The 24,748-nt window shown below is 39.0% G+C and carries 18 protein-coding genes; 7 read left to right on the top strand and 11 right to left on the bottom strand.

What is annotated here, in order from left to right; all coding sequences use genetic code 11:
* Positions 1-247: 247 nt before the first annotated feature.
* From aspS to QNJ50_RS01555, 4 genes are all read right to left on the bottom strand, one after another.
* A complete protein-coding gene (gene aspS / locus QNJ50_RS01540) occupies positions 248-2,038 on the bottom strand; it encodes an aspartate--tRNA ligase (RefSeq protein ID WP_300631290.1) in 1,791 nt (596 codons plus the stop codon).
* Between the two features lie 454 nt (positions 2,039-2,492).
* Positions 2,493-2,894 (bottom strand): hypothetical protein, encoded by a 402-nt coding sequence (locus tag QNJ50_RS01545; protein ID WP_300631292.1) that lies wholly within the window; start codon positions 2,892-2,894, stop codon positions 2,493-2,495.
* A gap of 193 nt (positions 2,895-3,087) precedes the next feature.
* Positions 3,088-3,951: a M48 family metalloprotease gene (locus tag QNJ50_RS01550; protein WP_300631294.1), complete on the bottom strand. Its 864-nt coding sequence runs from the start codon at positions 3,949-3,951 to the stop codon at positions 3,088-3,090.
* Positions 3,951-4,082 (bottom strand): hypothetical protein, encoded by a 132-nt coding sequence (locus tag QNJ50_RS01555; protein WP_300631296.1) that lies wholly within the window; start codon positions 4,080-4,082, stop codon positions 3,951-3,953. The genes QNJ50_RS01550 and QNJ50_RS01555 overlap by 1 nt, the downstream gene beginning before the upstream one ends.
* 44 nt (positions 4,083-4,126) lie before the next feature.
* Between QNJ50_RS01555 and QNJ50_RS01560 the strand changes: the two genes are divergently transcribed.
* Positions 4,127-4,282 carry a hypothetical protein gene (locus QNJ50_RS01560; protein WP_300631297.1) on the top strand — a complete coding sequence of 52 codons (156 nt, stop codon included), beginning with the start codon at positions 4,127-4,129 and terminating at the stop codon, positions 4,280-4,282.
* 66 nt (positions 4,283-4,348) lie between these two features.
* Here the strand turns inward: QNJ50_RS01560 and metH are convergent, their stop codons facing one another.
* A complete protein-coding gene (gene metH, locus QNJ50_RS01565; protein WP_300631298.1) occupies positions 4,349-7,903 on the bottom strand; it encodes a methionine synthase in 3,555 nt (1,184 codons plus the stop codon).
* 1,532 nt (positions 7,904-9,435) lie between these two features.
* Between metH and QNJ50_RS01570 the strand changes: the two genes are divergently transcribed.
* The 6 genes from QNJ50_RS01570 to QNJ50_RS01595 all read left to right on the top strand — a co-directional run bounded on the left by QNJ50_RS01570 (position 9,436) and on the right by QNJ50_RS01595 (position 15,902).
* Entirely contained in the window at positions 9,436-9,795 is a 360-nt protein-coding gene (locus QNJ50_RS01570; protein ID WP_300631300.1) for a hypothetical protein, read from the top strand.
* A gap of 333 nt (positions 9,796-10,128) precedes the next feature.
* A complete protein-coding gene (locus tag QNJ50_RS01575; protein ID WP_036265212.1) occupies positions 10,129-10,287 on the top strand; it encodes a ribbon-helix-helix protein, CopG family in 159 nt (52 codons plus the stop codon).
* Positions 10,288-10,705: 418 nt separating this feature from the next.
* On the top strand, positions 10,706-12,145 hold the full coding sequence (gene zds, locus QNJ50_RS01580) for a 9,9'-di-cis-zeta-carotene desaturase (RefSeq protein WP_300631305.1): 1,440 nt from the start codon (positions 10,706-10,708) through the stop codon (positions 12,143-12,145).
* Between the two features lie 128 nt (positions 12,146-12,273).
* The gene (locus tag QNJ50_RS01585; protein ID WP_300631307.1) at positions 12,274-12,723 is read left to right on the top strand and encodes an SRPBCC family protein; all 450 of its coding nucleotides are present in this window, start codon (positions 12,274-12,276) and stop codon (positions 12,721-12,723) included.
* A 113-nt stretch (positions 12,724-12,836) separates the two neighbouring features.
* Positions 12,837-13,277: an SRPBCC family protein gene (locus QNJ50_RS01590; RefSeq protein WP_300631309.1), complete on the top strand. Its 441-nt coding sequence runs from the start codon at positions 12,837-12,839 to the stop codon at positions 13,275-13,277.
* Positions 13,278-13,556: 279 nt separating this feature from the next.
* Complete coding sequence (locus tag QNJ50_RS01595; protein WP_300631311.1) at positions 13,557-15,902, top strand: DUF5682 family protein; 2,346 nt, start codon at positions 13,557-13,559, stop codon at positions 15,900-15,902.
* A 198-nt stretch (positions 15,903-16,100) separates the two neighbouring features.
* Here the strand turns inward: QNJ50_RS01595 and QNJ50_RS01600 are convergent, their stop codons facing one another.
* From QNJ50_RS01600 to QNJ50_RS01625, 6 genes are all read right to left on the bottom strand, one after another.
* Positions 16,101-16,874, bottom strand: coding sequence for a hypothetical protein (locus QNJ50_RS01600; protein WP_300631313.1), 774 nt, complete (start codon positions 16,872-16,874; stop codon positions 16,101-16,103).
* Between the two features lie 728 nt (positions 16,875-17,602).
* Positions 17,603-18,307, bottom strand: coding sequence for a uracil-DNA glycosylase (locus tag QNJ50_RS01605; RefSeq protein WP_300631315.1), 705 nt, complete (start codon positions 18,305-18,307; stop codon positions 17,603-17,605).
* A gap of 68 nt (positions 18,308-18,375) precedes the next feature.
* Complete coding sequence (locus tag QNJ50_RS01610) at positions 18,376-19,065, bottom strand: hypothetical protein (protein ID WP_300631317.1); 690 nt, start codon at positions 19,063-19,065, stop codon at positions 18,376-18,378.
* A gap of 708 nt (positions 19,066-19,773) precedes the next feature.
* Positions 19,774-20,304, bottom strand: a complete 531-nt coding sequence (locus QNJ50_RS01615) for a hypothetical protein (protein WP_300631318.1) — start codon at positions 20,302-20,304, stop codon at positions 19,774-19,776.
* Between the two features lie 326 nt (positions 20,305-20,630).
* Positions 20,631-23,399 (bottom strand): ATP-binding protein, encoded by a 2,769-nt coding sequence (locus tag QNJ50_RS01620; protein ID WP_300631320.1) that lies wholly within the window; start codon positions 23,397-23,399, stop codon positions 20,631-20,633.
* A gap of 13 nt (positions 23,400-23,412) precedes the next feature.
* A complete protein-coding gene (locus tag QNJ50_RS01625) occupies positions 23,413-24,738 on the bottom strand; it encodes a CHAT domain-containing protein (protein ID WP_300631322.1) in 1,326 nt (441 codons plus the stop codon).
* Positions 24,739-24,748 lie beyond the last annotated feature (10 nt).

Consider the following 24,748-nt stretch of genomic DNA (forward strand, 5'->3'; position numbering starts at 1 on the left):
ACGCACCGCTGAGATCAAGCTCGCTTAATTACTTATAAGTAAAATGCAAGGGGAGTGAGCACTGGTGCAGAGGGAGAAAGGATTTCCAATTTTTTGTACAAGACATGGGAATTAAAACTAATTTACCGGACTTTATATGAGATGAAGACGAGTACTGATTTTTATTCAGTAATATCGGTAGAGACGTAGCAATGCTACGTCTCTACAAGTATCATTCATCATTCGATCCAGATAATTCGATCTCGATCTAAGAATCAGACTTGGGCTTGTATGTAGAAGCAACATGCAATTCTTTGAGTTGCTTGGGATCCACTTTCGAAGGTGCATCAGTAAGCATACAACCAGCTTGTTGCGTTTTGGGAAAAGCAATTACATCACGAATCGAATCTTCACCTGCTAGTAACATCACCAATCGATCCAAACCGTAGGCGATACCACCATGGGGAGGAGTACCATACTCAAATGCTTCCAATAAAAAGCCGAATTTATTACGAGCTTCTTCCTCAGAAAGACCAATTGCTTCAAACACTTGTTCTTGAACATCCCGTTGATAAATCCGCAAACTACCACCACCAACTTCAAAACCGTTGAAAACTAAGTCATAAGCTTGAGCGCGAGCAGTTTTCAAGTCATCAATATCATCGGGGTGGGGAGCAGTAAATGGATGGTGTAATGCTTCTAGGCGCTTCTCATCTGCATTCCACTCAAACATTGGAAAATCGGTAATCCACAACAAATTGATTTTTGCGGGATCGATTAACCTAAATTCCTTTGCCATGAACTGACGCAATCGATCTAAAGTTTTGTTAACTGTGGCAGTATCCCCAGCACCAAACAACAATAAATGACCGGGTTTTGCATCGGTGCGACGTAAAATTTCTTGTTTTTGTTCAGCGCTCAGATTATCTTTGATTGCTCCGATGGTATCAATTTCACCATTTTCCCTCACTCGAATATAAGCTAAGCCCCTTGCACCTGCTTCACTAGCTTCCTTGAAGACATCACCACCAGGTTTAATGCGGACATTAGAAATTTCATTACCCCCAGGAATCGGCAATATTTTGACAATTCCATTTTTAGCTACAGCTTCCCGAAATACCTTAAAACCGCAATCTTTAACGACATCGGAAACATCGACTAGTTCTAAATTAAAGCGCGTATCTGGTTTATCCGACCCATAACGATCCATCGCTTCAGCATGGGTGAGACGGGGGAAAGGTGACGGGAGGTCAATATCCTTAACGCTTTTAAAAATATGACCAACTAAATCTTCATTCAGTGCAATAATTTCTTCCGTAGACATGAAACTCATTTCCATGTCTAACTGGGTAAATTCCGGTTGTCTGTCAGCCCGCAAATCTTCATCGCGGAAACAACGGGCGATTTGATAGTATCTGTCACAACCCGATACCATCAATATTTGTTTGAAAAGCTGAGGAGATTGGGGTAAAGCAAACCATTCACCTGGGTTAGCACGACTGGGAAGAATATAATCCCGTGCACCTTCAGGGGTCGAACGAGTTAGTACGGGAGTTTCCACTTCTATGAAACCGGCTTTATCTTCAAGATAGCGGCGCATTGCTTTAACAACTTGATGGCGCAATTGAAGATTTTTTGCCATTCGTTCCCGACGCAAATCCAAGTAACGATATTTTAAACGCAACTCTTCCTTAACTGGTTCGCTATCAGCGGTAGAAACCTGAAACGGTAATTGTTTTCTAACAGCATTGAGTAACTCAATATGATCGGCGTAAATTTCTACTTCACCTGTCGGTAGACGGGGGTTAAGAGAGTCATCTGGACGTCGAGAAACTCTTCCTGTAACTTTTATCACGTACTCATTTCGCAGAGTATTCGCTTGTTCGTAGGAATCTGGGGTGCGTTGCGGATCGCTTACTATTTGGACAACGCCAGTGCGATCGCGTATATCTAAAAATATTACTCCTCCATGATCGCGGCGACGATCTACCCATCCGTACAAGGTTACGGTTTTATCAATATCTGACGCACGGAGTTCGCCGCAATAGTGAGTTCGCATAGGTATTAAATCTGAAGTCCTGGGGCTAGAAAATGCATGTTAATCTTAAAGCTTTTTGATTATCTAGCACCATATTAATTGTAAGTAATTTCTTGGTTGCTGTTAATTTGTCAATATATTTTTGTCAATATATTAAAGATGGTGAGTTACGGCGCGGCGATAAAGGCGATCTTAAAATAAAACACTCTCTTATGCGTCTAAAAATCTTTGTATATTAATGTTAATGACCATGTACAGTAAGGGGATAAGGTTGTATGGAAATAAGATTTCTCTTGTACGTCTAATAACCTTTGTATGTTAATTTTGGGGCGGTGCGTTACGGCGCGGCGATAAAGGTGACCTAAAAGAAATATTCCTCTTGCGCGCCTAACACACCCTACAGGTTTAAAGAGTTTTTACAAACAATAACAAACAATAATTTGCTCAAAACCCATTACCCATTACCCATTACTAATTATGACTTAGGACGTTCGCCTGTAAGTACATCCCATGCTGCTTGAGCTGCTGCTTGTAAGCGATCACCCAAATCTTGAACTTCCTTAAAAACTGAATCCCAATTTTTTTGGGCTTCTTGTTGAATCATGTCAAAAGCGTGTTCAATGCGATCGCGTTCAATAATTGGGTTATCTTCAATGGCTTGGCGCGCCTGACGCACTGCATTGAGATAAGTTTCACGAGTCAGGGTTCCAGCTGACTGTGCTTCGGCTTGGGCGCGTTTTTTGATAGCGTCAATTAATGCTTTTGTTTCGTTTTTTACATCATCACTTGCTCCAGCCATTTCTCGGTCGACCATTTCATTGGTTTGGGGAGTAACTTCTACAATTGCAGAGGATTCTTCAATATTTTTATCAGTCATGATTTTAGATTTCCTTCTTTAAAATTTAAATGAATCTATAAATTTAAGCAGACAGGGAAAGGAGAAAGCGAGAAAAACTAATACGAAAAATGTTCTTTCTTCTTTAAGAGTAGTCAGTAATTTCTTCTCTGTCCTCCATCGTTAGGCTATTGTTATTACGAATTGTTACCAATCCCCAGTCACCAATCCCCAACTAAATAGCCCTAAATCTTTTTTGTTCTATTTTTAATAATGCTTTAACTCTTTGCTCTGTAGATGGATGAGTTCTAAACAGATTACTTAAGAAATTACCAGAGAAAGGATTAATAATTAATAATGGTTCAAATGCAGGGTTAGCATCCATGGGTATTTGTCGTGCATTTGATTCTAGCCGTTGTAAAGCGCTAGCTAAAGCACGGGGATTACCTGTTAATTTCGCCGCACCAGCATCAGCGGAAAATTCACGGGTACGGGAAATCGCAAGCTGAATAACTGTAGCAGCAAGGGGAGCAAGGGTTATAGTCAGAATTGTTCCTAAGACATTTCCACCGCGATCGCTGTCGCGTCCGCCACCAAACCACAAGCTGTAACTTGCCATTTGTGCCACAAAGGATATTGCACCAGCAACCGTTGCAGATACTGCTTGAGTTAAAGTGTCACGATTAATAATATGAGTTAATTCGTGGGCAATTACACCTTCTAGTTCCTCTTCTGTAAGTGCATTCAAAATCCCTTGGGTAACTGCAACTGCAGCATGTTCGGGATCGCGCCCAGTTGCAAAAGCATTAGCACCGGAACTAGGAACAATGTATACACCAGGTGTGGGAATATTTGCTCGCTGCGAGAGTCTTTCAACCATGCGATAAAGCCCTGGTGCTTCTGCTTCCGTTACGGGTTGGGCGCGGTAGGCTGCTAAAGCAATTTTGTCTGACTGATACCACGAAACTAAGTTAGTAACTGCAGCAAAACCTATGCCGATTATTAAACCCATGGGTCCGCCAATTACGTAATAACCGATTGCAATTAGAAGACCGCTGAGTGCGGCTAACAAAGCAGCAGTTTTAAATTGATTTCCCATTATTGATATTCCTCTCCTTGTAATGCTTGCATTTGCTTTTGCAATCTTGCCCTACTCTTAGCATTACTCTTCGCATTTCGATTGTATCTACCCAAACTTGGATTTTCTGGGTAGGAAATGCTAATACCCAAGTACGGTTTTCCCGCTCTGTTTGTATCTATAGGAGAATTGTCTGTTGTTATGCTCCCCTTTGGTGATGAATTCAGGAGACAGACCACTAGAAACAGCAGACCAGGAAGAAAACTTTGGAGTGTTTGAAATGCTTCACACAAATAACATTGTAGAGACGCGACATGTCGCGTCTCTATCAACTAATTCAATCTTATTTTAACCGTATTGAGCTATAAAACCTTTTGCTCGTGACTCCTGAATCCCGGTTAATACTCCTAAATCATCATTACGCGCTAAAGTACTTAGCTACGGGATGATAAGTAATAATCGCCGTTGTGGACTGTTCTGGATAAATCTGTTCGCTTTCATCCATATACAGATTAATTCTGTCAGTTTCCAGCAACTCTAATTGCTTATACTGGTCTTGGATATTCGGACAAGCCGGGTAGCCAAAACTGTAACGGGAACCACGATACCTTTGCGCCAAAGTATCCCGAATATTATCCGGTTCTTCTGCGCCAAAGCCTAATTCCCGACGAATGCGGGCGTGAGTCCATTCAGCTAAAGCTTCTGCAACTTGTACCGCCACACCATGAAAATAAAGATAATCGGTATATTGATTATCTGCGAACAGTTTTTGAGCAAATTCCGTAGCAATTTCTCCCACAGTCACTGCTTGCATGGGAAATACATCAATTATTCCCGATTCTTTCGGGGCAAAGAAATCTGCAATACACAATCTCCGCAAGGACTTTTGTCTGGGGAACTCAAAACTTGCCCTTAATTGTGCATCCTTTGTATCTTTACGACTGATTATTTCCTCATCATAAATGTGCAATGTATTCCCCTGGGTTTGACAAGGAAAGTATCCATATATTACCTGGGGATGTAACAAGTTTTCTGCAACAATTCGCTGCTTCCAATTTTCTAAAATTGGATATACTTTCTCTTGTAAGAAAACCTGATACTCTTCCTTCGATTGATCTTTGGGTTTTCTAAACTGCCATTGTCCGGCAATCAAAGCTTGTAAATCTAAGTACCAAAATATCTCTTCGATGGGAATATCCTCACCTTGAAGCCATCTTGTACCCCAGAAAGGTGGTGTGGGACGTTCGATATTTACATCAACTGCTTCAGAACGGCGGGTATCAATAACCTGTGGTTCTTTAGGTGCTTTTTTCTTTGCGGATTTTTCTCCCCCTGCTGACTGATGACGATTTTGAGTAGCTTCTCCTTCGCTAAATTCATCTAAGAATCCTTTCGCATCATCCCACTTATTAGCAGCTTTGGCTGGCATTAATTTATCCATGAAGTGTAAATCGGAGAATGCATCTTTCCCGTAAATCACCTTACCGTTATAGGTATTTTGGCAATCTTCATGAACAAACTTAGGAGTTAGCGCCGCACCACCTAAAATTACCGGAACGGTAATTCCTTTCTCGTTGAATACGTTTAAGTTTTCTTTCATGAAGGCGGTGGATTTTACCAACAAACCACTCATGGCAATACAGTCAGGGTTATGCTTATTATAAGCGTCAATGATATTTTCCACTGGCTGTTTAATACCCAGGTTAATTACCCGGTAACCATTGTTGGATAAAATAATATCTACCAGGTTTTTACCAATGTCGTGAACGTCGCCTTTTACCGTAGCGATCGCAAAAGTTCCTTTGGCACTATTACCATTTTCTGATTTTTCCATGTGCGGTTCCAAGAAAGCAACCGCCGCTTTCATGGTTTCGGCTGACTGCAACACGAAGGGTAACTGCATTTGTCCAGAACCGAACAATTCGCCCACTACTTTCATCCCATCCAATAGATAGACATTAACAATATCTAAAGGTGGATATTTTCCCATTGCTTCGGTGAGTGCTTCCTCCAAACCAATGCGTTCGCCGTCGATTATATGCTGCTTCAGACGTTCTTCAATGGGTAGACTAACATCAACACCTTTATCACGCTTGGCGCTTACCCCTTCAAACATTGTGGTTAGTTCGCCCAAGGGATCAAATACGCAGACATCTCCTTCAAATTTACGTTCGTCGTAAATCAATTGGCGACATATCTCTTGATGTTTCTCCTCAATCTTAGAAATTGGTAATATTTTGTTTGCACTGACAATAGCTGCATCCATCCCTGCAGCCATACACTCATGCAAAAACATGGAATTGAGAACTATTCGTGCTGCGGGGTTTAAACCAAAGGAAACGTTAGAAATACCCAAAACAACGTGACATCCAGGTAATTCTTGACGAATGCGACTGATTGCTTCAATAGTTGCTTTACCATTTTCTCTGTCTTCTTCAATCCCGGTGGAAATTGGTAATGCTAAAGTGTCAAAGAAAATCTCATGGGCAGGGATACCGTATTCTAAGGCTTGGCGATATGCGCGTTGGGCAATTTCAAATTTCTTGTCAGCAGTCCGCGCCATTCCATCTTCATCAATGGTACCAATTACAACACCTGCACCATATTTCTTCGCTAATTCCAAGACCTTCAAGAAACGGGGTTCCCCATCTTCGTAGTTGGTGGAATTAAGTAAACATTTACCCCCAGCGACTTTTAAACCCGCCTCCATTTTTTCCCATTCGGTGGAGTCCAACATTAAAGGTAAAGTTACATTATTAACTAGACGGGAAACCAATTCGTGCATATCTCGCACACCATCGCGTCCCACATAGTCAACGTTCACATCCAAGATGTGGGCTCCTTCTTTCACCTGGGATCTTCCCATGGAAACTAAGCCGTTCCAGTCCTCATCGTTGAGCATTGTCCGACATTTCTTGGAACCACTAGCGTTCAGTCGCTCGCCAATAATCAAAAAGGAATTATCTTGATCGTAAGGTTGAATACTGTAAATCGAAGAAGCCGCAGCTTCTAATTGTGGTTCTCGAATTTTCGGCTTTAAACCCCCAGCAATTTCAGCTAAGGCTTGGATATGTTCTGGACGTGTCCCACAGCAACCCCCAATCACTTGGACACCTAGATCTTCGATAAAATGCATTAAGTGCATCTTCAATTCCGTTGGCGTTAACTTGTAGTGTGCTTGACCGCCAACGTTTTCCGGTAAACCTGCATTAGGAATACAAGAAACAATAAATGGTGAATGTTCCGACAAGTACTTAATGTGCGGTTTCATCAGGTCTGGACCGGTCGCACAGTTCAAACCAAGGATGTCAATTTGGTAGCGTTCTAAAATTGTCACTACGGCGCTAATTTCCGTACCCACCAACATTGTCCCCATTGTTTCCATTGTTACAGAAACCATCAAAGGACGGCGATCGCCTTTTTTCGCGAACACCTCTTCTATTGCGTTCAAAGCTGCTTTAATTTGCAGCACATCTTGACAGGTTTCGACAATAAATAAATCTACCCCACCATCAAACAAAGCTTCTGCTTGTTCGATATATGCAGTCTTTAATGTGTCGAAATCAATGTGACCTAATGTTGGTAACTTGGTTCCCGGTCCCATTGAACCTGCAACAAAACGAGGTTTTTCTGGAGTCGAAAACTCATTTGCAACCCGCTTCGCTAATTGAGCTGCAGTTTTATTTAAGTAATAAGCCTGATCCGCTAAGTCATATTCAGCTAATACAATGGATGTACCGCCAAAGGTATCGGTTTCAATGATATCTGCTCCAGCAGACAGGAAACCTCTATGAACCTTCTCTACGGCTTCTGGCTTGGTGTGGACGAGATATTCGTTACAACCTTCGTATTCCGCACCGCCAAAGTCTTCTGCTGTTAGATTTTGAACTTGAAGGTTTGTTCCCATCGCCCCATCAAAAACTAACACGGGATGTTTTGGACTATTCAAGTGTTCGAGGAAAGGATAAGCCATATTCTTGCACTAAGAAAGCTGATTTCGAGAAAGGATCTTTTACTATTTTCCTGAATTTCGGTCGTTATATTTCGTATTAGTGAATAAAATTACAGATGTTTTTTGATTTTATATTCAATTTATCAAGCAGAATGAAACCTATAAATGCTCACAGCCAAAAAAAATAACTTAAAATCATCAATTTTTTTCGGAAGAGTAATTTTGAAAACGAATATAGGTTGTATTGGATTGGGATTATGGGTGGAATCTGAAACGCAAGAAAAACCTTGAGGCTTAAAAATATAGTGTAACTTATTTAACTTGTAACCTTGTCTGGTGATTCTTTTAAGTTGGGTCAAAGATCGCCCATATAAGCTAAGGTTGGATAATATTGAAGCAACGATTTTATAAGCCGTAGAGGCATAAACATAACAGATACAGAAGGTTAAGTAAAAATAATAGGCTCGTCAGAGTAATATTAAGGACTATGCTCAAATGAATTTGTAAATCGATCATAAAAAAACTTTGTCTATTTTACCCCTACAAGTTAAGGCGATGTTGTCTTTGTTATGGGAATTTAGGTGCTGCGATTTTAACTTAAGTTTATTGCTCTTGGGTAAATACATCTAAATACTTCTTGACTAAATACGGATTTTATGTGAATAAACAATAATAATATTTTTTTGTTTAACTTGTTTCTTCAAGCGTTTGAGAACAAATAGGCAAAGTAGAAGGAAAAGATATTAAGTGAGGTCTTGTACCCGTTTTAGGGCAAAACCGAGCATAGAATAACTTGCTCAACATCTTCAACTTTTATGATTTCTTCCTTCTGTATTTTGTAACTCAATTTGTCCTTAGGACTTCGTCAAAATTACAACCGAAATCATTGTCAATAATTACAGTCGAATCTGTCAGTATTTTGGATGTCTTATTCGCCAGATGCAAACACAATTTACTCCCAAAAAACTTCCCTGTGATTTCAAGTCAGGAGAAATTTTGAGAGTGAAATAATTGTAGTGCAGTTATGCCTTCTGATTTATTTTATATTACGTTCAAAATAGTACTGGCTTTCAACCTGTCCTACTTAACAATATAAGAAATCAACCAACTTTTAAATAGTAAATTACTTAATATCGAGATAAAGATATTAATAAGTTTGTTTATAATTTCGGTTGTAGTTGATTTTTGATAACTTATGAATCAGTAACCCAGATTATTTTATACAGCATCAGTGTTTATTGGGACATTTAAACTTAAAGTAAAACTTAAGTAAAATATATTTATTATTATCATACCCAGAACTATCCTGTCCTCAGGCTAAACTCTCGTTTTTATTGAATATTTTATTAATAAAAAGTGAAAAAATATTAATTAATCTAATTTTTAATTAACGATGAAAGCTATGTTTTAAAAAGCATCAAAACTAATTCATTAATTCTTCCTAAATAAAGATTGGGTAAAGCGGCTAAGAGGCATAGGATATGCGGTTAAAATAGGATTATCGATTAATTCCGTTTTTAAATCGATTGTATATAATCCAATAAAACTAATAAATGCAAAATTCATTCAGTACAAAATTAATTGATTTAGTGGCGAAGAGAGGAGATAAAAAAAAGGCTTCTCCTCCAATGCATAAAATAAACAAAAATAATTTAAATCAACTTGTAATCAATATTTTCAAAACCCTAAACATTGATGAGATGTGTAATGCTTTACTCAACAAAAACCATGTAATATTAATTCATTTTAATGATGTTCTATTTATTCCGGGAGAAAATCGTCTCATGCAACAAATATATGTTCAGCTATCTGCTAAACTAACCAAAGCTTTTAGAATATGCTTTCAAGCATTGTTTAATTTTTTCTCACAAGAGATTTTTTGCGAGAAAAAAATTAGCTTTCAATTTAGGTGATTTTGGTGATTGAATGGCGAGAAAAAGTTATTTGCTTGACACTTATTAATTAGGGATAAAGTTCTGATTTACAGTCAAATTTTCTCGCGTGGTTTGAATTGTTTCTTTAACACGTGTAAACAATAAACCCTTTTGTAAACACTAATTACTTCACCGGATGAATCATCTATCTGAATTTAGATGATAAAATTCTTTTCACCATGATTTCGATTATTAAATAAACAATATTGCTTTTTATTGTTTATTTGAAGTAATCTAGTAGACAATTTTCATTTTTTATTACTTGATTACATGGACTCAATGACATCAACATACGGTAATGTACATAATAAAATGACAAATAAGAAATGGGCGGTCAAACGTATAACTGTGAACTTAGCAGCACAAGAAGCAGAAAAGTTAGAAAAGTATTGTCAACAGACGGGTAGACCCGCAACCGACGTAATTAGAGAACTAATTCGTAGCTTACCTGTTGCTGAGGACGCGAAATAAATTTATCTCATACAGACTAGTATCCCCAGACTACAATCATTACGTGTTGTATCGCCTTGTGTTAATAGGGGATAAAATGACACACATAAAGTTTGTAGAAGCATAGCACCGCTGTGCTTCTAAATCTTCCCAACATCAGTTATTCAAGAATTTCCATCCTCATATTTGGTGTTGTGGAAAAGCTAGAAATTAAGTTACATAAAATACATTAATGTAGCAAATATCGCAACGCCAAAAAAATAACATATTGTCGAAAATTTACTTGTTTTTCTTGTCCCTTTCTAAAATTTCTAGGAAGGGACTTGTAATGAAAAATGTCAGTACAACAAAATAACTGGTAAAGTTCTTTGGGTGGTGCTAATCTTATTACGCGAAGACAGTTACAATTTGTAAAGAAACTGAGTAATTACAAGATTGAATGCGTGTTGCAATAGTAGGTGCAGGGCTAGCAGGACTAGTAACTGCGATGGATTTAGTTGATGCGGGGTGTGAGGTCAGTATTTTTGAATCACGTCCTTTTGTGGGTGGAAAAGTTGGAAGTTGGGTTGATAAAGATGGTAACCACATAGAAATGGGGTTGCACGTTTTTTTTGGGTGCTATTACCAACTGTTCGAGTTAATGGAAAGAGTTGGAGCGATAGAGCATCTTCGTATTAAGGAACATACCCATACTTTTATTAATAAGGGTGGAAAAACTGGAGAGTTAGATTTTCGTTTTATCACCGGTGCACCTTTTAATGGGTTGAAAGCGTTTTTTACCACTTCTCAACTTTCCTTGTTGGATAAGGTAAGAAATTCCATGGCTTTGGCTACAAGTCCTGTAGTTCGGGGTTTAGTGGACTTTCAAGGTGCGATGAAAAACATCCGAGACTTGGATAAAATTAGTTTTGCTGACTGGTTTCGTTCCCATGGCGGTAATAACAGTAGCATTAAGCGGATGTGGGATCCCATCGCTTATGCTTTGGGTTTTATTGATTGTGAAAACATGTCGGCTCGATGTATGCTGACAATTTTTCAATTATTTGCAGTGAGAACTGAAGCTTCCAAGTTAAGGATGTTAGAAGGTTCACCCCATGAATATCTGCTTAAACCCATAGTTAAATATCTCGAAGCAAGAAATACAAAGATTTATACGCGTCAACAGATACGAGAAATTAAGTTTATTGAGAAAGAAGGAACAACCCAAGTAACTGGTTTGCTTGTAGCGAATGGGGATACAGAGGAAACTGTGACAGCTGATGCTTATGTTGCAGCTTGCGATGTACCGGGAATTAAAAGACTTTTGCCTTCCCAATGGCGTCGCTGGTCGGAGTTTGACAATATATATAAATTAGATACAGTACCAGTTGCAACGGTGCAATTACGGTTTGATGGTTGGGTTAGCGAACTTAAAGATCCCCAAAAACGCAAGCAATTAGAACATGCAGCAGGAATTGACAATTTACTTTATACACCGGATGCTGATTTTTCTTGTTTTGCGGATTTAGCTTTGACCAGTCCAAGTGATTATTATCGTCAAGGTCAGGGTTCCCTATTACAGTTAGTCTTAACTCCAGGAGATCCTTTCATTAAGAAGAGCAATGAAGAAATTGCTCAACACGTCCTCAAGCAAGTACATGAATTATTCCCGTCTTCACGGGAACTGAATATGACTTGGTACAATGTGGTGAAGTTAGCCCAGTCCTTATATCGGGAAGCTCCGGGAATGGATGTTTACCGTCCCGACCAGAAAACACCGGTTGCAAATTTCTTTTTAGCAGGAAGTTATACGCAGCAGGACTATATTGATAGTATGGAAGGAGCTACACTTTCTGGTAGACGCGCAGCAAAAGTGATTTTGGAAACTGTAAAGCAATAGTTTTCTTAAGGGTTTTTCCGAGGAATAAATTTGCCAAATAAGGCTTTGCCGACGCCGCAGGCTCTGCCTTATGGGCTAAATATTGATTGCATCATGCGGTAGCATTATAGACATAAAGGATACAAAAAATGTCGGACTGGCTAGAGCATAGCGTGCAGGTTGAGGTTGATGCTCCTATTGATTTAGTTTGGAGTCTGTGGTCGGACTTAGAGCAAATGCCACGTTGGATGAAGTGGATTGATTCTGTGAAAATACCGGAAGACGATCCAGATATATCTTTATGGACACTTAGTAGTAGTGGTTTTGAATTTACTTGGAAGTCTCGGATTACTAAAGTTATTACCAATCAAATTATTCAGTGGGAATCTGTTGATGGTTTACCCAATCGGGGAGCAATTCGTTTTTACGATCGCAAGGAAAGCAGTATTGTTAAACTGACTGTTGCCTATGATATTCCCGGTATTGTGGGCAGAATTATGGATAACTTATTTTTGGGAAGAATTGTAGAATCAACGATTCAAGCAGATTTAGAGCGGTTTCGGGAATATGCTTTGAAGACGCAGAATAATTTAAATTAGTAATCACATGAGACGTTTCGGTGAAGCGTCTCCATATTATTAATGAGTAGCGATTTACAAATTAAATTTATTTATATTACCTGCTCATCTCAATAAATATCATTCGAAAAATAATGTCAAACTGGCTAGAACACAGCGGACAGATTGAAGTTAACGCTCCAATGGATTTAGTTTGGGATTTGTGGTCGGATCTGGGGCAAATGACACGCTGGATGAAGTGGATTGATTCGGTGAAAATATCCGAAGATAATCCAGATATATCGTTATGGAAACTTCGTAGCGGTACTTTTGAGTTTACTTGGAAAACTCGGATTATTAAAGTAGTTACCCATCAGATTATTCAATGCGAATCAGTTGATGGTCTACCAAATCGCGCAACTGTAAGATTCTACGATCGCAAAAATAGTAGCATTATCAAACTCACTATTGCTTATGCCATTCCTGGGGTATTGGGCAAAATAATGGATAATCTAATTTTGGGGAGAATTGTTGAATCAACTCTTCAAGCCGATTTAGAACGTTTTAAAAAATATGCTTTGCAGGTAAAAAGTTGATTTAGGTCAGGGAAAATAGCTTTAGAAGATGGGTGATTATTTTCACCACAAGGGGACAGGGAGTGAGTAATGAGTAATGGGTAATGAGTAATGGGTAATGAGTTACTACTTCTGACTTCTGTTTTGTAACACAAGAGATCAATTGCAAATTAGTTGAAATGCCATAACTTGTTGCGATTATTGGGTTATCAATGACAAACTACAAAATGACAAACTACAAAGTACCTTCTTCCGTCAGGATGCGGTTGATTACGAATTACGAATCATTTTGGGAAAATTATGACTATCCACGTCTTCGGTATCCGCCATCACGGTTCCGGTTCCGCACGTAGCCTGCGTCAAGCATTAGAAGAACTCCAACCAGATACCATCCTCATTGAAGGTCCACCGGACGCAGAACCTTTACTACCATTAATCGCTTCATCTGCAATGGAACCTCCGGTAGCATTATTAATTTATCAACCCGATCTACCTCAAGAAAGTGTTTACTACCCCTTTGCTGTATTTTCTCCAGAATGGCAAGCGATCCAGCATGGTTTAAGTAACAATATCCCCGTGGGGTTTATGGACTTACCCCAAACCCATCGTTTGGCGTTGAAGGCTAAAAAGGAAGAATTAAAAAAGGAAGAACTGCAAAAAAAAGAACTACAACCAGAATCTCCATCCCCTGAGGAGCTAGAAAATGAAGAATTAGAAAAGCTAGGTTCGCATCAAATCGATCCCGAACGCCTCGATTTAAATCAAGTCCAAATTCCTCCCGATCCCTTGTCCTTACTTGCAGAAGCTGCAGGCTACAGTGATGGTGAACGTTGGTGGGAGCATATGGTAGAAACTCGCAGCAATAGTGTCGATCTATTTGCAGCAATCTTGGAAGCCATGATAGCTGTACGCCAAGAATTACCACCTTCCCAAGACCCGATGGAAGCAAAGCGCGAAGCATATATGCGCAAAACTATCCGCCAAGCCCAGAAATCAGGTTTTGAACGTATTGCTGTGGTTTGTGGTGCTTGGCATGCCCCCGCACTTTCATCTATGCCCCCTGCTAAAGAAGATACGGCTTTACTGAAAGGATTACCGAAAACAAAGGTGGAAGTAACTTGGATCCCCTGGACTTACGGACGCTTGGCTTATAGTAGTGGCTATGGTGCAGGGATAGAGTCTCCTGGTTGGTATCACCATCTTTGGCAAGGTGGAACTAAGGAAAATAACAATTTCCAATCTTCTAATGTAAATGTGACAATTAGTTGGATGACGCGGGTTGCACGATTGTTGCGAGAACAAGACTTGGATGCTTCTTCTGCACATGTCATTGAAGCGGTACGCCTAGCAGAGTCTTTAGCGGCTTTGCGAAATCGTCCTTTACCTGGCTTACCGGAATTAAATGAGGCGACACAGACAGTACTATGTTTCGGTAGTAGTTTACCGATGCAACTAATTCACGACAAATTAATTGTTGGGGAATGTCTGGGTAAAGTCCCGGAAGAAACACCGATGGTACCGTTACAAAAAGACCTCACTCGCCAACAAAAACGCTTACGAATACCACCTCAACCCACTGAAAAAACCTACGATTTAGATCTACGCAAAGAAAATGATCTGGCGCGATCGCACCTACTCCATCGTCTAAATTTACTGGATATCCCTTGGGGGAAATTTCAACAAAGTTACGGTAAGAAAGGTACTTTTCATGAATATTGGAACTTAATTTGGCACCCGGAATTTGCCGTTAACCTAATTGAGGCTGGGATTTGGGGTAATACAATTCGCGATGCAGCAGCAGCAAAGGCTTGCGATAGAGCAAATAATGCTGAAGAGTTACCGGTACTCACAGACTTGTTAGATAAAGTTATTTTGTCTGATTTACCAGATGCTGTTAATCACTTGATGTCCTGTTTAGAAAATGCTGCAGCTTTGGCTAGTGATGTAACTCACTTAATGGCTGCGTTACCGCCATTAGCGAATGTAATGCGTTATGGAAACGTCCGTCAAACAGACACAACTACGATTGCGCATGTGGTGGATGGCTTAGTTGCAAGAATTTGTATTGGTTTACCTGCTGCTTGCAGTTCTTTAGACGATGATGCAGCAGTTGCAATGTATGAGAATCTAATGAAGGTTAACGGTGCTATTGGTATATTGCAAAATCAAGAGCATGTTAATTCTTGGCAACAAGTTTTAGTTCAAATGGTTGACAACCCTAATTTACACGGTTTAATAGCTGGACGTTGCTGTCGTTTGTTACTTGATGCTGATGTGTTTGAAGCGAGGGAATCTGCACGTCGGATGGGTTTAGCACTTTCAGTAGCTACAGAACCACCCCAAGCAGCTGCATGGGTAGAAGGTTTTCTTAAGGGTAGCGGTTTATTGGTATTACATGATGATAATCTTTGGCAGGTTATTGACGATTGGGTAACCCAATTACCTGAAGAAACTTTTATTAATTTACTACCATTATTGAGACGTACTTTTGCAACCTTCACCCAACCAGAACGACGTCAAATGGGCGAACGGGTGAGAAGAGGAACTACTGGTAAAGATAAATCTGTGACAACAGACAACAATGACTTTAGTGAAGAGAATGCTGTTGTTGTTTTACCTATTATTAAACAATTGTTGGGAGTTTGAAAAGTAATGAGTAATGAGTAATAAGTAACAAGTAATAAGTAATGAGTAATAAGTAATGAGTAATGAGTAATGAGTAATGAGTAACTGATTTTCGAATACAACACGAACACTAATAAGTGAAAGAATTAAATGAAAAAATTAAAGTCAAACTTGAAATATTAGGAATCTTAAAAACTAACAAAAACCACCCGAAATAAGTTAGTTTAAAGGTCTTAAGCCTTGTGCTGTGGCAATAACTTTATTATTCTGACGAACTATTAATGTTGATGGAGAAACAGAATGATGACCATTTTTAGAATTAATTCTGCCTTTGACAACATAATCTCGATCGCTATTTTTCCAAACAATAGTGCATTCTCCCTCACGACAATTAACTTTACCACCCCTTAATCTGATGCATCGTCCCCCAGAATTACATCCATAATAAGTAAGATTGCCAGTATTATTCATGCCGTCCCAAGAATTCTGACCGCCGATCGCGATCGTCCACTGACCATTAGTAAAAGTCACAACATCGGGGATCTTGTTGCTTTGTGTCGCAGCATTAGGCAAAATATCCATTTTGGTAATTAAAGATTCCTCTTTGGTCTTACCACAGGGTTCATTACTCTCGCAGTCGTTAACTTTAACTGTTTCATAAGTTAAATTAACTTTTTTCGACAAGAACTTTTCTCCTTGGGCGCAGATATCGAAGGTTGCACCCAATTCTTGCTTGATTCCTCCCTGATCCAAAATGCTGACGTAACACTTCAGATCTCCCTGAATCATGCTTCTGATGGTTGCAACTTTTGGTTTTCCATCTCTAGTTTTCTGGATAATATTAGTTTCAGGTACTGAGAATGAACTATTTGTAGTGGAAGCAATTGGCTCAGGGCTGACAACTCTATTATCCCAGAATTTGTTATGAATGCCCTCACAACCAACTAAAGAAAAGGAGGTAAGCAATAATGTGGTGGAGATTATTTTTTTCATTAAAACCTCTTGAATAAAACTCCAATAAATTAAAGTCCAAACAGATAAATTCCAAAAAATTAAGTCTTAAAAAAGCAAACCCCAAAAAAGTTATAGCGCTACGCGCAAGTAAAAAGTAAAAAGTAAAAAGTAAAAAGCCTAATACGTATGGCTTTTAGGGTTAATACATGTCCTAACGTAACTTCGTAGTGCTATAACCCCGAAAATAACGATTCCATCTATTTTTTGACATAACTGAACTCAGGGTAATACAAAAAGTGTTCTTCCCAACATATATCTTGCGTGTGATTCATGAATAAACAAAATAAGTTGATATCAGCTAAAGAAAAAGGATGATAATTTCTAATCAAATAAACTTAATTCCATTTCCATTGATTTAGCTAACAAGAGTAACCATAGAGAAAATAGTTCCTTAAAAAACTTAAGATGAGAATTGATAATCTTTGCAGGGGAAAAATTTATCATCTTAAATACCTCTGAAAACAAGTTATGGTGTTATATGGAAGTCAAAATAGCTTTGCTAACAAAACAGACTGCGTCCGTAAGGTGACCAAAATTTTACTAGTCATAGGTTTTCGCATTCATAAATGTGTCAACCTAGTTACGTAGTGATATGTATTGTGTTTCAAGTTATTACAACAAGCTCAATGTACCGTTAGCAAAGACATAGTAATATAAGCTTTTCATATAGCAGTCAGAGTTTCTGTAGTGAACTGCTAACTGATAAATTAAACATTTAATTGATTTTTAGTATTAATATTTGGTATTTTCCAATTAATTTCCGGCTTACCTAACTGCAATAAAGCCTGATTAATTGCTGAAAAGGGTTTACTACCAAAGAAACCATTGCGTGCAGAAAGCGGTGAAGGGTGCGCTGATTGAATCACTATATGTCGGTTTGTGTCAATCAATTTAAGTTTCTTTTTGGCGTATCCACCCCACAGAACGAATACAACTGGATCTGGTTTTTCATTGACTTTTGCGATCGCAGCATCGGTAAACTGTTCCCAACCCTTATTTTTATGGGAGTTTGGTGTATGCGCCCGTACCGTCAAAACAGCGTTTAACATGAGGATACCTTGTTTTGCCCAAGTAACGAGAAATCCATGTTCCGGAGTCGGAACCACCAAGTCAGAATGAAGCTCTTTGAAGATATTAACCAATGATGGGGGTGGTTTTATTCCGGGCTTAACGGAAAAGCAAAGCCCATGAGCTTGATTATGATTATGGTATGGATCTTGTCCCAGTAACAGCACATTGACATTTTCGTAAGGTGTCAGTTCAAAAGCTGAAAATATGTCTTCCTCTGCGGGAAAAATAGTCTGGGTTTCTCGTTCTTCGGCTAAAAAATTTTGAAGTTGCTGAAAATAAGGCTTTTCCAGTTCTTCAACTAATATATGTTCCCAAGATTTGGGAAGTGCAGGAAGTGTCATCTCAATTTTTGATACGGGATTTTAGATTTTTAATCGCAATTAGCAATTACCCCTTCCCATCGTCAACTTTAATCTAGAGCAGGTAAATTTTGCTCCGTTACTGATCTACGTTGAACAACATCAATTTCAGAAAAAAGATTTTTTCCACCTGATTCATAAAAAATTAATACAGTGTTTTGGTTTTTTTGATGGCTCCCAATTACTCTATCAATTTTCTTTATTACCTCAGTATAACCATTTCCAGAAACATCAGAAACAGCAATTGTTTTTTTATCGCGAGAGTCTAAACGTTTATCATTGTTAGTGTCTTCTATGACTAATGTGTACCAAATTCCGTTTACTTTATTAATATTTGTTTGTGTATTTCTTTCTACCACATTGTTTGCATTAAGGAATAAAAAATCATTTTTTGTTAATAACTTTTTGGCTGACTTATCGTTACCATTGAAAAACAAATAATTACGAATGCTATTTGCGCTTTTGTCGTAGTATGAGTGGCGATAGTTTTGTTGAGAACCGATTGGTGCCATTAAGTAAGGAGTTCCACTGAGTGGTTTGAAGTTACTTAAGCTCACCTTGACTTCAACGTCGCTTGTTTGCTCTTGTCTTACTGAGTTATAGACATTACGCTCTCGAGAAATATCTCGGAACATGTAATAGCCAACATAGCCGAATACGGCTAGCATTACTAAACCAAGAAAAAAGAATAGTAAAATATTTACAGATTTCAGCCAACGGAATAAAGGCGATTCACTCATTTTTAAGATGTAATGCTGTAAGTATTATTTATAACTTGTATTCAAAAAATCAGAGGTTTTATCCTCATGAGTCTACTTAACTACAATTTATTGCGAGCGTTATCCAGAAATTTGCCTAATTATTCACTATTTTTAAAGATTTTGAACTATTATCGCTGCGCGGAAGTCATTAGAGGATGTTTGGAAAGTAGAGCTTATTACCCAATATCATTATTGAGATCCCCCAACCTCCTTAAAAAGTGGGCAAAAGTCCCTCAATAATTAATGAAAAAACAGACAGCAAATGATACCAGTTTGGAAAAACAATGAGACAAATAAATTTTTGTAGAGACGCGACATGTCGCGTCTCTACGGGTTAATCTGTTGCAATGATTTATTGAATTGGTATTATTTACCAACTTCACTAAGAAATGTGGATGAAATAAAGTGCAAAAGTACGGTGCTGTTAGCATCGCGTAACGCACCATTCCAAATTTCAGAATTACAGGTTATTAAATTCTCATCCCTAAAAATTTTTCATATTGGGAGTTATAGTAAGTACTCATAAAATCTATAGTTATACAAAATATATATATCAATCATATTTGATTTGTGAACAGATAAATCTCGTAGAGACGCGACATGTCGCGTCTCTAATTAATTCTCATAAATGATTTAGGATTACTATAGTTATAAATTTATGTGGTGCTAAAGCACAAATGCGATCACTTATTTCTCAGGCTTTTTTTCAGAAGTAGAATTATTAATTGGTGTTTCTTCAGGAATTAAACTATTTAATTGATTGACATGTTTTAAAATTTGTCGCCGTTGTTTTTCTAAGTTAACTGCAACATTAATATTAGTTTGAGAAATATTCTTTTGTAATGAAGATATTTTATTGATATCTAAAGTACCACTATTATCTTTAACTTGACCTAAAGCGGTAGATGCTTCTTGTAAACTAGTGTTTGCAGTACCAAAATTACGTTGATCTAAATCAACAGCTGAATGATATAGCGCAGCTCGTGCTTGCATTAAATAGGCGTAATTTCCTACAGCTTCAAGTTGACTTTGAGTTTGTTGTAACTCCTGTCGAACGGACTTGATTTCTTCGTCTTCCACTGAAACATGGGAACGTCCTTGCCACCAACCAATACCATAAATTGCAGCGCCAGTTACAATGGTTGCACCTATACCAATGAGAATTAGTTTGATTTTGGGAAATGTTAGTGTTTTATTTGTTTCTACTGTATCGCTCATTTGTATTTACCTAAATTTTTGCCAGATACACCACACCATCTTATTCTTATGGCAAATCTGAACTCCTCACCTATGATTATCTCAAGGATACAGTAGAAAAGTATGTCGTAAATTAGACTCTGTTAAATCTTACAGGACTTACGCAAAGAAGATTTGTCATTGCGACCGAAACGCAGTGTAGGGTTAGCGGAGCGTCTCCGTTTAGGAGATAGCAATCTCAGAGCTTTTGCGTTAGCGCAGCGTGTCCGCAGGACATATACGTCGATATTCTCTTATGCTCCCGATGCAATACTTACACAGGATAACACTATTTAAGTTCATTTGTACTATTTGCCTGACTGTAATTGCAAAACCCAGCGGCGAAATAGTTCCACGATGATATACCAACGTCCTTCAGTTTCTTGAATTACATCATGACGTTTAAGGGTGTTGAGGGCTTCTTGTACACTTTCGTCGTCAATATTCTCTGTAGAGACGTACCATGGTACGTCTCTACATGATGTAATGTTTCCACAATTTAATCCTCTGGGATGAGGCGCTAATATTTTTAGTATCATTTGTTGTCCAGGTGCACCTTGAGCAGCTTGACTCCAGACCCCATCAAAGTAATAGCGTCCCCGTTTGAAGAATTGAGGATCGTTGATGACAGCTTCGACTTCTTCCACAGTAAAAATTGGATCGCGCTTGCGTCCCATTTCAAATACTTGGTCATTGTAGCGACGAACAAGCTGAAACCCGATCAATTGGACTAAATATGGTTGTCCGTGGGTTAAATCATAGATTTTATCTAGGGCTTCCGGGGTGTAGTCTAGAGGGAAATCTTCCTGTAGAGACGTACCATGGTACGTCTTTTCTGTATCTGATGACTGATGACGCGTTTCCACATCTAACAATTGCACAGGATTAGCTAAAATCTGCTTGGTTGCTGCACGTCCCATAAAACCAACATGGATGGGAATTACACTGACAAAGAAGGGCTGAAAATAATCTGCTGTCATCTCCTCCAAGGTGTGCAAACCAGCAAAAGCAAAAGCTACTTGGGAATTCATTTGCACCAATCCCCGCAAATAACCCATAAAGTCTTGGGGTATTTCTCCAGCTGCAATCAGTTCTTCAATTTTCTCAAATTCGTCTAAAGCAATAATTAAACCCTGTAGAGACGTACCATGGTACGTCTCTGCAATTTGTTTTAAATAACGTTCAAAGGTACGGTAGGGAATTTGCAACAATTTATAGTCATCTGGGGGAGGAACATTCACCACGTCAGAAACAGCATCACATATCGCCATTAATACTTCACCCACTCCCTCAGAAATGTTGCCAGCATTTAACATGTTCACATAGGCGACTTTGACACCTGAACCTACTGAGTTAGCTGTGTTCCGTAAGATGGAAGTCTTACCCATGCGCCTGTGACCGTAAATAACTACAGACTGCAATTGCTCGCCCGTCACCCAAAGTTCTTCTAGCTCTCTCATCACATCTTCTCTTCCCACAAAGCGATCGCCTAAAACTGGATCGCCAATAATATAGGGATTGCGGACAGGTTTGGTGATGGAAACTTCTCCAACTTCACCAGCAATTTGTAGTAAAGCTTTTTGCCAATTTTGTGCGATATCAATGATGAGTCCCCGTTCTGCTTGGGGTAAGGTATCGGAATTATTGAGGATATTGGTAAGTTCTCCTTGGGCGCGGTTGAGAGCAAAGGCGCGAGTCGCACGGGATACACTGCGTTGTACTAGTTGAATATCTTCGATAACACGATGCAGCTTAGAAATTGCTTCCCAAGTTTTTGGGCGTAAAAGGGCTTTTTGAGACGATTGTAGAAACGTTTGACCTTGTGATAATTGTAGAGACGTTGCATGCAACGTCTCTACAGGAATATTGGTAATATCATCAAAATTTTTAGCCTCATGAAATATTGCAAGATTGTGGCTGAGGGCGTACATTTCCTCTCCATAAAGGATAGGACGTACAACAGTAAAAGCTTTTTCTGCTTTGGCTGGTTTTTTTTCGTGGAGGTACCAAAAACCGGCTGCTGTTGCACGGGCTGGGGTGTCTAAGCGTATTTTTGGATTTTCTGAAATTAGTACTTCCCTTAGAGTCACTGAAGTAGATTGCACAAGTTTCCAATCAAAGGGATCTTCGGCTAGTTTAGAAACATACCAAATAATTTGTTCGGATGGTATTTTACTAAGTACTTGATTAATTGCTTTAAGAACAGGAATGAATTGTAAGGTGTAAGCAAGCAGCTGATTAGCATTATGTAAACCTGTTTCCCAATCGTGTTGCAGGTATTTTTTTAAGCGAACAGAAAGGTAAGGTAGGGGTAGCGAAGTAGGACGTAAAAAAAGTAAGCTACCTCTTTGAAGATATCGGATATTGAAGGATAAACCAATCAACCAACTTTCTGGACGTAGAATCACCACGCCAAAAGTTAGGGCTAAAATCATGCTTTCCGCCACAATCCCCGTCAGGTCTAAAAACGGGATAAAAAACCGGGTAAACATCAGACCTAAAGCGACGCTAAAAGTTAGGTTCACAACCATGTCCCTCCTCAAGCTAAAAGCCATGCTTGCCAAGCCCTGCACACCACAAGCCAGTCTAAAAACTACGCCTCCCGCTATGCTAAAAGCTATACTGAAAGCCACGTCTCTTACCGGGGGGTCAAAAGCTAAGCCTCCCGCCATACCAAAAGCTAAACTAACAGCTACGCCCCCCGCCACGCCAAAAACCAGCATAAAAGCTACGCCAAAAGCTACACCCCCTGCCACGTTTAACCAATCAATATAAACACCCATGGACTGTAGAATTACACTCAAAATCAATGGTGTTATACCTGATAACATCAACCCTTGGAGAGACAAATTACGCTTAATAGCATTTTGTTGCAGTAACTCCCATCCCTTACGCCAATTCATTTCTTTTGGAGAAATATACCCACCGCCAAAAGTATCCACATACCACCGCAAAGCTTGGGGAAAATAAAATACCCAATACAACAGACGCAGATAATCTAACGGATTCCACAGGGAGAGCGGGCGTTTTAGTTTTGGTGCTAAATCTAAGCGAGGTACGGGGTTTTCTTGGGTCATTTTTGGCTTTCCGTTATTCTATGATTATTGGAAATTTCGCCGCATAAGTTCGATAACACATTTGCATTATGTCCTTGGGATGACCACCACAGCTTTCGATAATTTGGGTAATTTCTGATTCTGTAAACCGAATCGGATTATTCACCAAGCGATCACTAATAAAATCCCTAACAGTAGCTTCATTCCACAATTCAATTTCTTCCTCAAGACAAATATTTTGAAAAGGCGAAACCATCCCTAACTCGTGACTATCGGGGAACAGTCGATCTAAGGAAGTCGAAGCAGCAACAACTAAACGTAAAGGTGCATCTCTTCCATTTGCTAAACCCCGTAGTTGTCCCCTTACCTGATTGGTAAAACCTTCCCAAGTCATTTTTTCAATTTCATCAAGTAAGAGTAAGAATCGTAGACGTTGTTTTGCTAAAGTTCTATTCAAACGAAATCCTTTGCATTCCTCAATTCCCATCTCATCACACAACGCAAAATAAAAATCTTCTTCGTCATAAACCTGGCTCATATCGAGATAAATTGGTTTGCGGGGCGGAGTTAATTTTGCTTCTGCTTGTTGTTGAATCGCCCAGAGTAAAGAAGACTTTCCAATTTCTCTTTTACCAATCAGCGCTACACTACTTCCACTGTTGAGGGTTTCAAATATCCAGCTAATTTCTCGTTTTCTACCAAAGAATTTGTTTGGATCTTTAACTATTCCTGTGAGAGGAACAAAAGGATTATTTTTTGGTGTAGGTGTAGGTGTAGGTGTAGGTGTAATTTCTCTTTTGTAAATAACTGGTTTGAGATGCTCCGGAATTCCCTGCAACCTAATTTCCACACAACCAAATTTGCAAGCATCTTCAATGGAACGATTTGCTCCCAAAGCTTTGTAAAAACCAACAGCAAATGCGATCGCAGCTTTATCCCCGATCGCATCATTCATCCCGATCGCAAAGGGAATATGTTTAGCAATCGCTTGCGCCTGAATTTCAGAATAACAAGCATTTAAAATTACACATTTAACCTGAGATTCTAACAATTCAAACATTGCAGCTAAAGCCTCAGCTTCCACAGGTTTTGCTGTACCTAGCTCATCTTCAAAACAGAGTTCTCCCTGATTGGTTCCATGTCCTGAAAAATGAATTATTTGTGGTTCAAAATCAAATATTGCTTGGGTTATATCACCAACCCGTACCGACTCTCGCTGTTCTAATTGGTACTTGTCTGCTTCTTTTGCAATTCGCAATCTTTCTTTAATATCCCGTATTTCTTGCCCCAAACGTAACCGAGATTCATCACTGGGATCGGCTGCTAAAAACAAAATTTTTATAGGGGAAGAACTACTCATTTAGGTGAGT

This window comes from Mastigocoleus sp. MO_188.B34 (assembly GCF_030065675.1).
Taxonomy (GTDB): Bacteria; Cyanobacteriota; Cyanobacteriia; order Cyanobacteriales; family Nostocaceae; genus Mastigocoleus.